This window comes from Streptomyces sp. NPDC059524 (assembly GCF_042749255.1).
In the GTDB taxonomy this organism is placed as follows: domain Bacteria; phylum Actinomycetota; class Actinomycetes; order Streptomycetales; family Streptomycetaceae; genus Streptomyces; species Streptomyces xanthii.
Window position 1 is genome coordinate 12,066 of the sequence record NZ_JBHYTK010000001.1, and the last position, 14,785, is coordinate 26,850.

Below are 14,785 nucleotides of genomic sequence, written 5' to 3' on the forward strand. Positions count from 1 at the left end.
CGCCGGGGCGGGGCCCGGGGGCGGGCCGCTTCGCGTCGTCGAGGATCAGGGCGTCGAAGCCGGCGGCCTCCGCGGCGCGGGCGACACCGGTGAGCGTGTCGAACGTGGCGCCGTCGGCGTGCGTGTCGATCCGGCCGGCGAGAATCGGGGCGCTCATGCGGTGGCTCCTGCGGGGACGTCGGTGGTGCGGGCCGGCGCGGGGGTGTCGAGGCCGAGGTTCTCGCGCAGCGTGCCGCCCTCATAGGAGGTGCGGTACAGGCCGCGGCGCTGGAGCTCGGGCACGACGTGGTCGACGAAGTCGTCGGCGGAGCCCGGCAGGTACGGGAAGTCGATGTTGAAGCCGTCGGCGCCGCGGCCGGTGAACCAGCTCTCCATGTGGTCGGCGAGCTGCTCCGGCGTGCCGACGACGATGTCGCCCATGAGCCGCAGGGCGAGGCCGCGGATCGACAGGTTCTCGGCGCGGGCGAGGCCGATGAGCCGCTCGGTCGTCGACTGGGACTGGTTGGTGTACGGGATGTCGGGCACGGGGCCGTCGATCGGGTAGGTGCTGAGGTCGACGTCGTCGCCGAGGAAGTCCTGGAGGGTGCGCAGCGCCACGTGGTCGTGGGTGAGGTCCTGAAGCTCCTGGAGCCGCTGCTTCGCCTCGGTCTCGGTGGCGGCGACGATCGGCGCGAGGGTGGGCCAGACGAGGACCTTCTCGGGGTCGCGGCCCTGGGCGGCGACGCGTTCCTTGAGGTCGGAGTAGAAGGCCTGGGCGTCGGGGAGCGTGTTGTGCCGGGTGAAGATCACCTCGGCGTGGCGGGCGGCGAACTCGCGGCCCACGGGCGAGGACCCGGCCTGGATGATGACGGGCCGGCCCTGCGGCGGGCGGGCGACGTCGAGCGGTCCGCTCTCGTCGAAGTGCGCGCCGTGGTGGTCGATCGGGCGGCCCTCGCTGTCCCAGAGCGCCTTGACGACCTCGATGAACTCCTGGGCCCGCTCGTAGCGCTTGCCGTGCTCCAGGTGCTCGGGGAAGCCGAAGTTCGCGGACTCCCACGGGGCGGCGGAGGTGACGACGTTCCAGCCGGCGCGGCCGCCGCTGAGGTGGTCGAGAGAGGCGAAGCGGCGCGCGATGTGGGCCGGTTCGTTGTACGTGGTCGTCGCGGTCGCGCACAGGCCGATGTGCTCGGTGGCCGCGGCGTAGGCGGCGAGCAGGGTCAGCGGTTCGAAGTGCTCGGTGCGCGAGGTGCGGCACAGCGAGTCCAGGCGGGTGCCCCACACGGCGACGATGTCGGCAATGAACACGGCGTCGAACAGGCCGCGTTCGAGGGTCTGCGCGTTCTTCTTGTGGAACTCGAAGTCGAGCTGGGCGTCCGCCTGGGTCGACGGGTGGCGCCAGGCGGCGACGTGGCCGCCGGGGCCGTCGATGATGCCGGCGAGCGTGATGCGCCGGCGGGGCGTGGTCATGTTCGGTGCTCTCCCTGGGTTCGGTGCGCGCGGCGTCAGCGGCGGACGGCGGAGGCGAGGATGCGGGCCAGGCGGCGGACGTTGTCGCCGGTCAGCATCGTCACGTGGTTGCCCGGTACGACCCGGATGGACAGGTCTTCGACGTGGTCCTCCCAGCCGAGGCCGGGCCGCGCGTGGAAGCGGTCGCTCTCGTCGTACTCGGTGCCCTTGCCGAAGCCGGTGTCGCCCGCGCGCAGCACGGTCGCGGGGCCGTCGTAGGGCCGGGGGCGGTAGCGCTGGACGGCCTCGACGCTGTCGCGCATGAGGGCGACCGGGTCGCCGCCGCCGTCGCCGCGCATCCAGTCGGCGATCTGGGCGATCTCGCTCAGATAGGAGGCGGAGCCGTCCGGTTCGGCGAGCGGGTCGGCGTCCGCGCCGGCGGTCGCGCCGGCCGGGCGTGCGCCGGGGCCCTCGGCGTCCGGTGCGGGGGTGCGGCCCTCGGCGACGGCCCGCAGCTGGTTGGCGAAGGATCCCTCGGCGTCGGCGTCGGTGAGTTCGCCGTCGGGCGCGCCCGCGTCGACGAGGAGGACCAGCGGGGGCCGGCCGCCCTCGGCGGTGATCAGCCGGGCCATCTCGTAGGCGATGACGCCGCCGCCGGAGAAGCCGCCCAGGACGATCCGCTCGCCCGCGTCGAGCGCGGGGCGCAGGGCCTCGACGTAGTGGTCGGCGAGCTGCTCGGCGGTGAGGTGGCGCGGCTCGGGTTCGTCGACGCGCGGGTCGCGGATGCCGACGAGCGCCTCGGGGCCCTCGTAGCAGTGGGCGAGCTGCGCGTAGCAGGCGACCTGGCCGCCCGGCGGGTGGACGAGGTAGACGGTGGTGGCACCGGGCTGCCCGGCGGGACGCAGGGGGACGAGGACGCCGCGGGGGGAAGTGGCGTCGTCGTCTCCGGGGTCCCGGCCGAGCAGCCCGGCGATCTGTCCCGCCCTGGGGTGGGCGAGGAGTTCGTCGAGACGCAGGGTGCGTCCGGATCGGGTGTTGATCTCGCGCAGCAGCCGCATCGCGAGGAGCGAGTGACCGCCGGCTTCGAAGAAGTGCGCTCCGGCGTCGAGGGGTTCGCTGCCGAAGACGGCCTCCCAGGCTTCCTTCACCAGGCGGGTGCTGGGTCCTTCGGGCCAGGTGACGTGCGCGCCGCCGGCCTCGCCGGTGCCCGGTTCGGCGCGCTCGGCCATGCGGGGCAGGTCGGCGGCGTCCAGGCCGGCGACGATGTCCCCGACCGTGGTCGCGTCGTCGGCGGTGTCCGGCAGCTCGCGCAGCAGGCGGGCGCACTGGGCGACGAGGCGGCCGGCGTCCCGGTCCGCGATCCGGCCGCGGTCGTGCACGGCGGTGAGGACGAGGCTGCCGTCCACGTCGCGGTGGGCGAGCAGGGTGACGGGGAACGCGGTCTGGGATCCGGCGGCCTCGGGGAGCTCGACGCGGATGTCGTGCGCGGCGAGGGCCGCCTCCAGGTCGTCGGAGGAGCGCGGGTAGTTCTCGAAGACGATGAGGCTCTCGACGAGCTTCTCGTCGGCCCGGCGCCCGCTCCACTCGTGGATCTGTCCGGTCGACACCCATTCGTAGGCGGCCATGTCGAGGGCCTGGTCGCGCAGTTCGGTCAGCAGCCGCGGCACGGTGTGGGCGGGGTCGACCTGGATGGTCATGGGGAGCGAGTTCATGAGCAGTCCGGGCAGCCGCTCGATCGAGTCGAGGGGGATGCCGCGGCCGGACACGGTGACGCCGAAGCCGACCGGGGCGACGCCGTCCGCTCCGGAGGCGCGGTACAGGAGCAGGGCCCACACGGCCTGGAGGGCGCTGGACTCGGTCGCGGCGCGGGCCGCGGCCCAGGCGCGCAGCCGGTCGGCCTCGGCCCGCTCGATGCGAACCTCGGCGCGGCCCCAGCCGTGCTCCTCGGTCGCGGGGCCGGGCAGGGCGGGCCGCACGGCCGGGGCGGCCGACGGGACGGCAGCCGACCAGAACTCCCGGGCGGGCGCGGTGTCCTGCTCGGCCAGCCAGCGCGCGTAGTCGCGGATGTCGGGGCGCCGTTCGCTGCCGGGCAGGTCGCCGCCGACGAGGTAGGCCCGGTAGAACTCCTGGAGCAGGACGGAGACGCTCCAGCCGTCCAGGAGCACGTGGTGGAAGGTGATCAGAACGCGGGTCGAGGGGGCGCCGTCGGCGTCCGGGCCGTCGGCGGCCGCGTCGTCGACGAGGGTGGCGCGCAGCAGGCCGGGCTCGCGCAGGTCGAAGCCGCGCTCCCGGTCCCGCTCCAGGAGTTCGTCCCAGTCGACGGTGCCGGCGGGGTGCCGGACGATCTCGGGGGTGACGCCTTCGTGCAGGACGAGGCGGGGGTCCTCGTCCCAGTCGAAGGCGGCCCGCAGGACCGTCTCGCGCTCGAACACGGACCGCCACGCGGCGGCGAAGCGCTCGGTGTCCAGGGCGCCGTACCAGCGCCAGTACAGCTGCTCGACGTAGCGGCCGGTGCCGCGGTGGGCGAGGGCGTCGAGGAGCAGGCCGTGCTGCTGCGGGGTGACGGGCACCGTCTCCGGCTCCTCGGCCGCGATCGGCAGGACGGCACCGGGCAGGTCATGGTCCTCCTCCCGTTCGACGGCGCTGCGGGGCGCGTTGCGGGCGGGGGCGACGGGGCGGCCGGGGGCGGCGATCTCGGCGGCGGACACGTCCTGCGGGTCGGCGCCGGCGAGGGTCGCGAGGACCCATCGCATCTGGTCGACGAGCGCCTCGACGCCCGCCTCGTCGACGCCGTCGGCGGGGCTGGGGACCCAGGTGAGCCCCATGCGCAGGCGGCCGCCGTGGACGATGCCGTACACCTCGATGCCGTACACGCGCTCGCAGCGTGCGGAGTGCTCGCGCGGGATGGGGCGGCCGGACATGGTGAAGCCGCCGTTGGGGCTCAACTGGTCGGCCTGGCCGTAGTAGTTGAAGCAGACGAGGGCGGGCGGCAGCGCCCGCAGGAGGGTGCGCAGGGCGGGGTCGTCGGAGAACTCGCGGCACGCGCCGAACCCGACGCCGCCCTCCGGCACCTCGGTCAGGCCCTGGGTGACCTCGGCGAGCCAGCCCTCCGGGTCCTGGGCGCGCTCGGCGGCCAGCACGACCGGGTGGATGGAGGTGAACCAGCCGACGGTGCGGAAGAGGTCGTCGCGGCCGTGCCGGCCGTGGGTCTCCACGTCGAAGGTCACCTGGCGGGTGCCGCGCCAGCGGGCGAGGGCCTGCGCGAAGGCGCCGGTCATCACCTGGTGCACCTGGAGGCCGAGGCGGCGGGGCAGCGGGCCGATGAGACGGGCGGTGGCCTCGGGGTCGAGCGCGAACTCGACGCGGCGGATGTCCCGTTCGTCGGGCGCGGGCGTGGTGAGCAGCAGGCTCTGCGCCGCGCCGCGGGCGTCGGCGAGGGAGCGCCAGTGGTCGGCCTCGCCGGGCCGGGCGGCGACGGCGGGCAGGGAGGCGACCCAGTCCTCGTAGCGGCACGCCTCGTCGGGCAGGGCGGGCAGGGCGCCGTCGGACAGGGAGGTGAGCGCGTGCTCCAGGTCCTCCAGGAGGATGCGCCAGGACACGCCGTCGACGACGAGGTGGTGGACGGCGATGAGGAGCAGGCCGTCGCTGTCGGGCCGGCGGTGGTCGTGCGCGAGCAGGGCCCGCACGTGCACGCCGTCGAGCGGGTCGAGGCTCGCCTCGATGTCCTCCAGGGCGCCGTCGAGTTCGGCGTCGTCGTGCACCTGGCACTCGCGCAGCACGTCGCGGGGCTCGTACGCGGCGAACGGGGCGGCGGCGATCATGCGGCCCTCGGCGTGGTCGCCGTCGGCGCCGGCCTCGAAGCGGGCGCTGAGCGCGGGGTGGGCGGCGACGACGGCCTGGAGGGCCAGGCGCAGCACGGTGGGGTCGACGGGCCGGTTCAGCTCCAGGAGCACCGACTGGTTCCACTGGTGGGCGTCGGTTCTGATGTGCCGGAAGAACCAGGACTGCACCGGCGCGAGCGGTGACGCGGCGCCGCGGGGCGCGGCGGGCGCGGGGGCCGGGGTCGTGGCGGTGGCACGGGCCGGTGCGGGCGCGGGCGCCGTCTCGTCCAGGTGGGCGGCGAGCGCGGCCAGGACCGGGTGCCGGTAGATGTCGCGCATGGTCAGGGTGAGTCCCTCGCGGCGCAGCCGGGACACCATCTGCATGGCGAGGATGGAGTCGCCGCCGGCCTCGAAGAACTGCGCGTCGTCCCGCGCCTCCCCCAGCAGCTCCCGCCAGACGGCGCGCACGGCGGGCAGCGCGGCGGGGGCGGCCGGGACCGTGGCCGCGACGGGGGTCACGGGCTGTGCGGGCTGTGCGATCTCGGCGTCCTTCTCGGGCTGTGCGGGCTGTGCGATGTCGGTGTCCGTCTCGGGCTGTGCCGGCTCGGCCGGCTGGTCGCCCTGCGCCGCGAGCCGGGCCAGGGCCTGCCGGTCGGTCTTGCCGTTCGGCAGGACGGGGATGACGGGGACGCGGTGGAGGTGAGCGGGGACCATGTGGGACGGCAGCAGCCGGGCCAGTTCCGCGCGCACCCGCGTCACCTCGGCGCTCGTCACCACGTGGGCGACGATCTGCAGGCTGCCGCCGGCGTGCCGGGACACCTGGACCGTGGCGTCCCGCACCTCGCGCAGCGACATCAACGCGCCGCGCACCTCGCCCAGTTCGACCCGGTTGCCGTTGATCTTCACCTGGTCGTCGAGCCGGCCCAGATGGGTGAGCGCGCCTCCGGGCAGCAGCCGGACCAGGTCGCCGGTGCGGTAGACGGTCTCGGTGCGCGGGCCGAGGTCCAGGGTGCGGTAGCGCTCCGCGGTGCGCTCGGGGTCGCCGACGTAGCCGTCGGAGACGGTGCCGCCGCCGATCCACAGCTCGCCCGGGGCCCCCGGCGGGAGTTCGCGCAGGGCCTCGTCGAGCACGTAGCAGCGGATGTTGTCGAAGGGGACCCCGATCGGCACGTCGGCGCGCCGGGTCCAGAAGGCGTCCTCGTCCCGGCTCCAGGAGAAGACCGTGGAGTACGAGGTCTCGGTCGGCCCGTACGCGTTGTGCAGCCGGGCCGGGTGCGCGGCCTCGAACGCGGCGCGCAGTTCGTTGGGCAGCGTCTCGCCCGTGGACACGACGGTGCGCAGCGTCCGGTTGCGCCGGAAGGCGTCCGCCTCGATGAGCAGCCGCAGTTGGGAGGGGACGGCGTGCAGCAGGGTGACGCCGTGGCGTTCGACTGCCTCGGCCATCACGTCGGGGTCGCGCTCGGCGTCCGGCGGCGCCACGATCAGCCGGGCGCCGGACACCAGCGCGACGAGCATCTCGTGGGCGCTGACGTCGAAGGTGAACGGGGCCTTGAGCAGCATCGCGTCGTCCGGCCCGATGCCGAAGTGGCGTACGGCGGCGAGGACGTCGGTGACCAGGGCGCGGTGGCTGAGCTGGACGCCCTTGGGCGTGCCGGTGGAGCCGGAGGTGTACAGGATGTGCAGGGCGTCGCCCGGGCGGGGGCCTCGTACGTCGGCCGTGCCGGGCCTGGCGAGCTCGTCCAGCGGGACCCGCTCGGGTCCGGCCGGGCAGGCCTGGGCCGTCTCGGGGTCGACGACGGCGAGCCGGATGCCGCTGCTGTCGACGATGTGACGGCGGCGTGCCTCCGGGTGGGCGGCGTCGATCGGCACGTAGGCGGCGCCGGTGCGCAGGATGCCGAGCATCGCGGCGACGGCCTCGTCGGTGCGCGGCAGCAGCACGCCGACCCGGTCCCCGGACCGCACACCGCGCGCGCTGAGCCCGGCGGCGTACGCCTCGATCCGGGCGTCCAGTTCCCGGCGGGTCCAGCGGCGGTCGCCGAACTCGACGGCGACGGCGTCCGGGTCGTCCTGGGCCGCCCGGCGGATCAGCGTGTCGATGTCGGTGTCGTCGAGCCGGTGGTCGGTGGCGTTGAGGAAGTCGAGGGTGGCGCGGGCGCGCGGCCCGATCCCGTCGAGGTCGGTGACGGCCGCGTCCGGGCGGCGCACCAGCTGCCGGGCCAGTTCGGTGACGTGGTCGGCGAACGCCTCGGCGGTGGCGGCCTCGATGCGCGTGGCGTCGTACTTGAGCCGGCCGCGCAGCGTGCCGCCGCCCTCGTACAGCTCCAGGGTGAGCAGGCCGAGGCCGGGGGTGGGCACGTCCTGGCGCCAGCGGGCGCGCAGTCCGCCGCGCAGCGCGACGCCCTCGTCGGCGGCGGTGCCCGGATCGGCCCAGCTGTGCATGACGAAGGTGCAGTTGAACGGGTCCGCGGTGGCGCCGCCGGGGGCCAGGCGGGCGATGCGCGGGAAGGGCAGGCGGGCGTGGTCGACGGCGCGGGCCAGTTCGGTCTGCACGCCGGTGACGAAGCCGGCGGCGGTCAGCTCCGGCTCCTGGGCCGGGGCGCGCACGAGGAGCGTGCGGACGAAGTAGCCGACGGTGTGGTCGAAGCGCGGGTCGGTGCGGGCGCCGAGCGGTACGCCGACGGTGGGCGCCTGCTGCCGGCCGTACGTGCCGAGGGCCTTGAGGTAGGCGGCGAGCAGCACGGCGGCGGCGCCGGCCCGGTGCGCGCGGGAGAAGCCGGTGATCTCCTCCCACAGGCCGGTGTCGAGCTCGAGCGGCACCATCGCCTCGCGCACGGTGTCCGCGCCCGGGGTGTCGAGCGGGAAGTCGACGGTGAGGTCGGCTCCGTCCAGCCGCTCGCGCCAGTACGCCGCGTCGGCGTCGGGGTGCGCGGCGGCCTCCTGGGCGCGGGCGGTGACGTAGGCGCCGAAGCCGGTGGGGGCCGGGCCGGTGACCTCTCCGTGCTCGTACGCGTCGAGGAGGTCGGCGAGGAGGAGGCCGGTGGACTCGCCGTCGACGACGACGTGGTGCACGACGAGGAGCAGGGTGTGGTGCTCGGGCCCGTGGGCGACGAGTACGGCGCGCAGGACACCCGAGCCCTCCAGGTCGAGGGTGCGGCGGGCCTCGGCGAGCAGGTCGGCGGCGTGCGCGGCGCCCGGGGCGTCGCGGCGTTCCAGGTGGGGGGTGCGGGCCGGGTCGAGGTCGAGGCGGGGCAGTCCGTCGCCGTCGTCGTCGCGGACCCGCGCGGACAGCAGCGGGTGGCGGGCGACGAGCCGGGCGAGCGCGTCCCGCAGGGCGGGGACGTCGAGGGGGCCGCGCAGGTCGACGGCGAGCGGCACGTTGTAGGGCGAGTTCTCCGGATCGGCCCGGTGCTGGAGGAGCAGGCCGAGCTGGTCCTCGGTCAGGGGTACGGTTCCCGCCTCGTCCGCCCCGCGGCCGGCGGTCTCGGCGGTCTGCGCGCCTGAGGGCTGGAGCATGGTCATCGGGTGTCTCCTGAGTCGGAATTCCGAGGCTTGGGTTCCTCCGGGCACACCTCGGCCCGGTGGTCCGCACCGTCCGGGCACGAGTGTGGTGCGCGCCGCCGACACGACGCTGACGTGCGGCTGATGTGTGGCGGGGCTGCGGGGGCGGACGTCAGGTGCGGCCCGAGCGGGCCTCGACCAGGGCTGCGAGACGGTCCAGGCCGACGGCGATCTCCCGCGGGGTCAGCACGGAGCAGGAGAGCCGGAGCTGGTTCAGCCCTCCGGTGCCGGCGTAGAAGTGGTGCATGGGGGTCCACAGCACGCCGAAGCGGCGGGCGGACTCCTCCAGGGCCTGTTCGTCGGCGACGAACGGGACGCTCACCACGGCGAAGAGTCCGCCGGCGGGCACGTTCCAGCTCACGCCGCTGTCGCCGTCGCGCGGGAAGCGGGCGGCGAGGCCGTCGAGCAGCGCGCGCAGGTTGCGGCGGTAGACGGCGGCCTCGCGGGCGCAGGCGCGTTCCATGCTGCAGTCGTGCTCGAGCAGGAGTCCGCCGATCGCGGCCTGGGCCAGCGCCGAGGTGTTGAGCGTGAACATGCTCTTGAGCTTGGCGAGCTGGTCGGCGAAGAGTCCGCCCTGCGCGACGGGCTGGTCCGCGACGACGTACCCGATCCGGGCCCCCGGGTAGGCGGTCTTGGCGTACGAGCCGATGTAGACGACGCGGCCGGCGGTGTCGAGGGACTTGAGGGTGGGCAGCCGTCCCTGGCCGTCGTGGAACATCGAGTACGGGTTGTCCTCGATCAGCAGGATGTCCGTCTCCTCGGCGACCCGCAGCAGTCGCCTGCGGTCGTCGAGGGACATCCGGGAGCCGCCCGGGTTGGCGAAGTCGGGGATGACGTAGCAGGCGCGCGGGCGCAGGCCGTCGGCGCGGGCGCGGGCGACGGCGCGGGCCAGCTCCTCGGGGTCGAGGCCGTCCGCGCCCTCGGGCACCAGGCGCACGGTGGTCTCGGTGAGGCGGGCCGCGCCGGTGAACCCGACGTAGGTCGGCACGGCCGCGAACACGACGTCGTCGGCGTCGCGGCGCAGGGCCCGCAGCAGCAGGACCATGGCCTCCTGGCAGCCGGTGGTCACGACCACCGCCTCCGGGGCGGCCGTGACGGCCTCGTCCGTCAGGAGCTGCCGCACGATGAGCTCGTTGATGATCCCCTTGGTGGGCCCGTACTGGAACAGGGTGCGGCGCACCCCTTCCTCGTCCAGGCCGCGTTCCTGCTCCAGGTAGCGGGTGTAGCGCCGCAGGTGGCGGTGGAGCGCCTCGGTCCGGTAGTGGCCCTCGTAGGGGCGGCCGGCGGCGAAGGACACGGCGTCGGGGTGGTCGCCGGTGATCTCGTTGAGCAGCGTCATCGAGGTCAGGGCCGGGTCGGTGAGGCTGGCGTGGAGGTCGGAGGTGGCCAGCAGGGGCGCGGCCCGCGGGGAGTCGAGCAGCGCGGCCGAGGTCACGCCGCGGCCCCGTCCATGGCGTCGGCCAGGGACTTGGGCCGCATGTCGGTCCACTGCTCGCCGATGTGGGCGAGGGCGCTCTCGCGGTCGGTGGCCGGAAGGGCGACGGTCCATCCGGCGGGCACCTCGGCGAAGGACGGCCACAGCGAGTACTGGGCCTCGTGGTTGACCAGGACCAGGTAGGTGCCTTCGGCGTCCTCGAAGGGGTTGCTCATGACGGTCTCCCGGTTGCTCGTGCTGGACGGGTCGGCTGTGCCGGGACCGCGTGTGCAGCGGTCCCCGTCCAGGCTGGCCCGGTCCGCCGACGCGGGGCTGACATGTCGCTGACGAGGTCGTCGACGAGCTCGAGGAGGACGGGCGCGGGCTCCTCGGCCAGGTGGAAGTGGCCGCCGCGGAAGGTGCGGTGGCGGATGTCCCCCGTGGTCGCGAGGGCCCATCCGGCCGCCTCCTCTGCGGTGAGTTCGGGGTCGGCCAGGCCCCGGTGCACGGTCACCGGCAGAGCGGGCACGGGCCCGGGGCGCCGGGTGTAGGTCTCGGCGAGCGCGTAGTCGGCGCGGGCGGTGCGCAGGACGAGGTCCAGCAGGTCGGGGTGGGCGAGGACCTCGTCGGGGACGCCTTCGAGGCGGCGCAGTTCGGCGAGGAGCTCGGCGTCGGTGCCCAGGTGGACCGTGCCGGGCCGGACGCGGTGCGGCGGCGGCATGCCGGACACGGTCAGACGCATCGGCGCGTGCCCCGTGGCCACCAGGCGCAGCGCGGTCTCGTGGGCGACGAGGGCGCCGAGGCTGTGCCCGTACAGGGCGACGGGGCGGTCGAGGAGCGGCAGCAGGGCTTCGGCGGCGGCGTCGGCCAGGGCGTGCAGATCGGTGTGTGCGGGCTCGCCGATGCGGTCGGCGTGGCCGGGGTACTGGGCGGCCCGCAGCTCGACGGTGTCGGGCAGCAGGCCGGGCCAGCCCCAGTAGGCGGACGCGGAGCCTCCGCCGTGCGGGAAGCAGACGAGGCGGGCCCGCGCGTCCGGCCGGGGCACGGGGCAGCGGTACCAGTGCGCGGCAGTGTTCACGCGGCGGCCCCCGAGGTCCGGGGCGTCGCGGGCCACTCCAGGCGCTCCACGGCGTCGAGGATGCGCCCGACGTCGGGCAGGTAGTGGCCTTCGAGCAGCGGGGCGGGGTAGGGCACGTCGAGGCCGGTGACGCGGCGCACGGGCGCCTCCAGGTGGTAGAAGCAGCGTTCGGTGATGCGTGCCGCGATCTCGGCGCCGGGCCCGGCGAAGCCGTGGGCCTCGTGGACGACGACGGCGCGGCCGGTGCGGCGGACGCTGGCGGCGACCGTGTCCTCGTCGAACGGGGACAGGGTGCGCAGGTCGACGACCTCCAGGCTGCGGCCGTGCTCGGCGGCGGCCTCGGCTGCGGCGAGGGCCACGGGCAGGGTCGGTCCGTAGGTGACGAGGGTGGCGTCGGTGCCGGGCCTGCGGATCGCGGCCCAGCCGAGCGGCCCGGTGTCGACGGGCAGCGCCACCTCGTCCTTCTGCCAGTACAGGCGCTTGGGTTCGAGGAAGACGACCGGGTCGGGCGAGGCGATGGAGCGGCGCAGCAGCGAGTACGCGTCGGCGACGGTGGCGGGTGTGACGACGGTGAGGCCGGGGGTGGCCATGTAGTAGATCTCGGAGGAGTCGCTGTGGTGCTCGACGCCGCCGATGCCGCCGCCGTAGGGGATGCGGACGGTCAGCGGCAGCGGCAGGGCGCCGCGGGTGCGGGAGCGGAACTTGGCGACGTGGCTGACGAGTTGCTCGAAGGCGGGGTAGGCGAAGGCGTCGAACTGCATCTCGACGACGGGCCGGTAGCCGTACATGGCCATGCCCACGGCGGTGCCGATGATCGCCGACTCGGCGAGCGGTGTGTCGAAGCAGCGTTCCTCGCCGAACTCCTCGGTCAGCCCGTCGGTGACGCGGAAGACGCCGCCGAGCGTGCCGACGTCCTCGCCGAGGACGAGGGTGCGGTCGTCCTCGCGCATCGCGTGCCGCAGGGCCGTGTTGAGGGCCTTGGCCAGGGTGACGGTGGGGGGCGTCATCGGTGCTCTCCTCCTCGCTCCGCGGCGGCCCCGCCCCCGTCGGCCTCGTCGGCCGCACCGGCCAGGAGCGCGGCCTGCTCGCGCAGGTGGTGCGGCGGCTGGTGGTAGACGTGGCGGAGCATCTCCATCGGGTCGCGGCGGGGCGGCTCGGCGAAGTCCCGGCGCAGGGCCGCCGTCAGCGCGTCGGCGGACGCGGCGGTCTCGGCGATGCCGGCGGCGTCGAGCAGCCCGTCGTCGAGAAGGGTCCGCTCGAGGCGGGCGACCGGGTCCTTGGCGGACCAGGCGGCCACCTCGTCGGCGGAGCGGTAGCGGGTGTCGTCGTCGGCGTTGGTGTGGGCCTCGAGGCGGTAGGTCATCGCCTCGATCAGGGTGGGGCCCGCGCCGGCGCGGGCGCGGCGGGCCGCCTCGGTGACGGCGGCGTGCACGGCGAGGGCGTCGTTGCCGTCGACCTGGACGCCGGTGGCGCCGTATCCGGGTGCCTTGTCGGCGAGGCTGCGGGCCGCGGTCTGCTTGGCGATCGGGACGCTGATCGCGTACTGGTTGTTCTGGACGAAGAACACGACGGGGGCGCGGCGCACGGCCGCGTAGTTGACGGCCTCGTGGAAGTCGCCCTCGCTGGTGGCCCCGTCCCCGATGTAGGCGAGGGCGACCACGTCGTCGCCGCGCATCCGGGCCGCGTCGGCGAGCCCGGCCGCGTGCAGGCACTGGGTCGCGAGCGGGGTGCACTGGGGGGCGGTGCGGTGGGCGACCGGGTCGTAGCCGCAGTGCCGGTCGCCGCGGAAGAGGGTGAGGACGTCCTCGGCGAGGATGCCGCGGGTCAGCAGGGCGACGCTCTCCCGGTAGGTCGGGAAGATCCAGTCGGTGGGCCGCAGGGCGAGCACCGAGCCGGTCTGGCAGGCCTCCTGGCCGCGCGAGGAGGGGTAGACGGCGAGCCGGCCCTGCCGGGTGAACGCGGTGGCGGTCCGGTCGAAGGCGCGGCCGACGACCATCGCCCGGTACAGGCGCAGTGCGGTACGGGCATCGGCCGGGGCCCGCGGGGCGGCGGGCGGCGCGGGCGCGTCGAGCACCGTCATCGCTGACCGCCGCCGCTCGTCTTCCGGTTCCGGTGGATCCAGGTGCGCTCGAGGGTGGTGATCAGTGCGGGGCTGTGCAGCTGGCGGGACTGCTCGTAGGCGTACTGGGCGAGGTAGCGGCGGAACAGGTCGAGGGGCTCCTCGACCATGGTGAGCATGCGCCGGTTGGCGCCGACGGCGGGGTGGTCGAGGTGTTCCGCCGCCGCGCGGACCGCGGTGTCCATGGCGTCCGCGGGCACGGTCTCGTCGACGAACAGCGAGGCCTCGGGGTCGGTGGCGCGCAGCTTGTGGCCCCAGAAGACGAGGCGCCGCGAGAGCCGCGAGCCGGTCGAGTGGAGCAGCCGCATGTTGGCGAGGCCGGGGACCAGGCCCTCCTCCATGGCCGGCAGGCTGAACCATGCGTCGTCGGCGGCGACGACCCGGTCCATGGTGGGCAGGATCTGCATGCCGCCGCCGATGGCGAAGGCGTCGACGGCCGCCACCCACGGCTTGTCGGCGTCGGGCCACCAGCCCTCCCCCGCCGTGTCGTCGAGGCACAGGCCGCGCACGAACTTGGCGATGTAGCCGGCCTCGCGGCGCAGCAGGAAGCCGAGGAGCGTGATGTCGCCGTGGTAGAGCTGCGTGAGGTTGATGCCGGCGCTGAAGACGCGCCGGCCCGCGTGGGCGGGGTGGGACTGGGGGGCGCCGCGCAGCACGCCGACGTGGCTGGCCGGGTCGAGCAGCACCAGGTCGGTGCCGGTCTCCAGGGCCTCGACGGCGGCGTCGTCCTCGGCGTTGAGGAACTCGTCGTTGCACAGCTCCAGGTGGGCGATGCCGTCCTGGCGGGTGACGGTGGCGATGCCGAGGTCGGCGCGGCCGGTGAGCTGGAAGTCGAGGAGGGCGGCGCGGGCCCGCTCGGTGGGGCGGAGCATGGAGCGCAGCAGGTGGTTGCCGGCCGTCGGGGCGTTGAGGACGGCCTGGAAGAAGGTGCCGAGGGCGACCTCCCAGCCTTCCTTGTTGCGCTGCATGTGCCGTGCGTCGTCGGCGAGTTGGGCTGCGGTGGGGACGAGGCCGGGGAAGCGGGCGGCGGCGAGGGAGGTCAGTTCGTCCAGGCGCGGGTGGCGGGTGAGGCCGTCGGTGAGTTCCGCGTAGACGCCCTCGGCGTGGGCGGCGAGGAACCGTCGGCGCAGGGCGTCCGCCGCGGCGTGCAGGGCGGCCGCGTCCCGCTGCTGGGCCGCGCTGCGGGCGACGCGCGGCGGCAGGGCCTCGATCAGGCGCGCGGTGGACTCCAGGTGGTCGCCGACGGGGCCCCGGTCGCGGTCGAGGTCGCCGGTGAGGGCCGGTGGGCGGCCGGGTTCCGTGTGCAGGAGCACGGCGGTTCCCGCGGAGGTGGTCGACGGGGTCGGGGCGGCGAGCGTGGGTGTGCGCAC

Annotated in this window: 8 protein-coding genes; all 8 read right to left on the reverse strand. The window is 75.1% G+C overall.

What is annotated here, in order from left to right; translation table 11 throughout:
• Positions 1 to 153: 153 nt before the first annotated feature.
• Positions 154 to 1,446 (reverse strand): LLM class flavin-dependent oxidoreductase, encoded by a 1,293-nt coding sequence (locus ACFW9D_RS00050; protein ID WP_384616304.1) that lies wholly within the window; start codon positions 1,444 to 1,446, stop codon positions 154 to 156.
• A 35-nt stretch (positions 1,447 to 1,481) separates the two neighbouring features.
• Entirely contained in the window at positions 1,482 to 8,765 is a 7,284-nt protein-coding gene (locus tag ACFW9D_RS00055) for an amino acid adenylation domain-containing protein (RefSeq protein WP_384616306.1), read from the reverse strand.
• Between the two features lie 151 nt (positions 8,766 to 8,916).
• Positions 8,917 to 10,239: a PLP-dependent aminotransferase family protein gene (locus ACFW9D_RS00060; RefSeq protein WP_384616308.1), complete on the reverse strand. Its 1,323-nt coding sequence runs from the start codon at positions 10,237 to 10,239 to the stop codon at positions 8,917 to 8,919.
• The gene (locus ACFW9D_RS00065) at positions 10,236 to 10,454 is read right to left on the reverse strand and encodes an MbtH family protein (RefSeq protein WP_188341907.1); all 219 of its coding nucleotides are present in this window, start codon (positions 10,452 to 10,454) and stop codon (positions 10,236 to 10,238) included. The genes ACFW9D_RS00060 and ACFW9D_RS00065 overlap by 4 nt, the downstream gene beginning before the upstream one ends.
• Positions 10,451 to 11,296 carry a thioesterase II family protein gene (locus tag ACFW9D_RS00070; RefSeq protein WP_384616310.1) on the reverse strand — a complete coding sequence of 282 codons (846 nt, stop codon included), beginning with the start codon at positions 11,294 to 11,296 and terminating at the stop codon, positions 10,451 to 10,453. Before ACFW9D_RS00070 ends, ACFW9D_RS00065 begins: the two co-directional genes overlap by 4 nt.
• On the reverse strand, positions 11,293 to 12,303 hold the full coding sequence (locus tag ACFW9D_RS00075) for an alpha-ketoacid dehydrogenase subunit beta (protein WP_188341906.1): 1,011 nt from the start codon (positions 12,301 to 12,303) through the stop codon (positions 11,293 to 11,295). Before ACFW9D_RS00075 ends, ACFW9D_RS00070 begins: the two co-directional genes overlap by 4 nt.
• A complete protein-coding gene (locus ACFW9D_RS00080; RefSeq protein WP_384616312.1) occupies positions 12,300 to 13,376 on the reverse strand; it encodes a thiamine pyrophosphate-dependent enzyme in 1,077 nt (358 codons plus the stop codon). The genes ACFW9D_RS00075 and ACFW9D_RS00080 overlap by 4 nt, the downstream gene beginning before the upstream one ends.
• Positions 13,373 to 14,785: an enoyl-CoA hydratase/isomerase family protein gene (locus ACFW9D_RS00085; RefSeq protein WP_384616314.1), complete on the reverse strand. Its 1,413-nt coding sequence runs from the start codon at positions 14,783 to 14,785 to the stop codon at positions 13,373 to 13,375. Before ACFW9D_RS00085 ends, ACFW9D_RS00080 begins: the two co-directional genes overlap by 4 nt.

What these genes read in the sequence shown, in the direction of transcription:
- ACFW9D_RS00050 (WP_384616304.1), bottom strand. Translation starts at nt 1,446, where the DNA reads ATGACCACGCCCCGCCGGCGCATCACGCTCGCCGGCATCATCGACGGC.
- ACFW9D_RS00055 (WP_384616306.1), bottom strand. Translation starts at nt 8,765, where the DNA reads ATGACCATGCTCCAGCCCTCAGGCGCGCAGACCGCCGAGACCGCCGGC.
- ACFW9D_RS00065 (WP_188341907.1), bottom strand. Translation starts at nt 10,454, where the DNA reads ATGAGCAACCCCTTCGAGGACGCCGAAGGCACCTACCTGGTCCTGGTC.
- ACFW9D_RS00075 (WP_188341906.1), bottom strand. Translation starts at nt 12,303, where the DNA reads ATGACGCCCCCCACCGTCACCCTGGCCAAGGCCCTCAACACGGCCCTG.
- ACFW9D_RS00080 (WP_384616312.1), bottom strand. Translation starts at nt 13,376, where the DNA reads ATGACGGTGCTCGACGCGCCCGCGCCGCCCGCCGCCCCGCGGGCCCCG.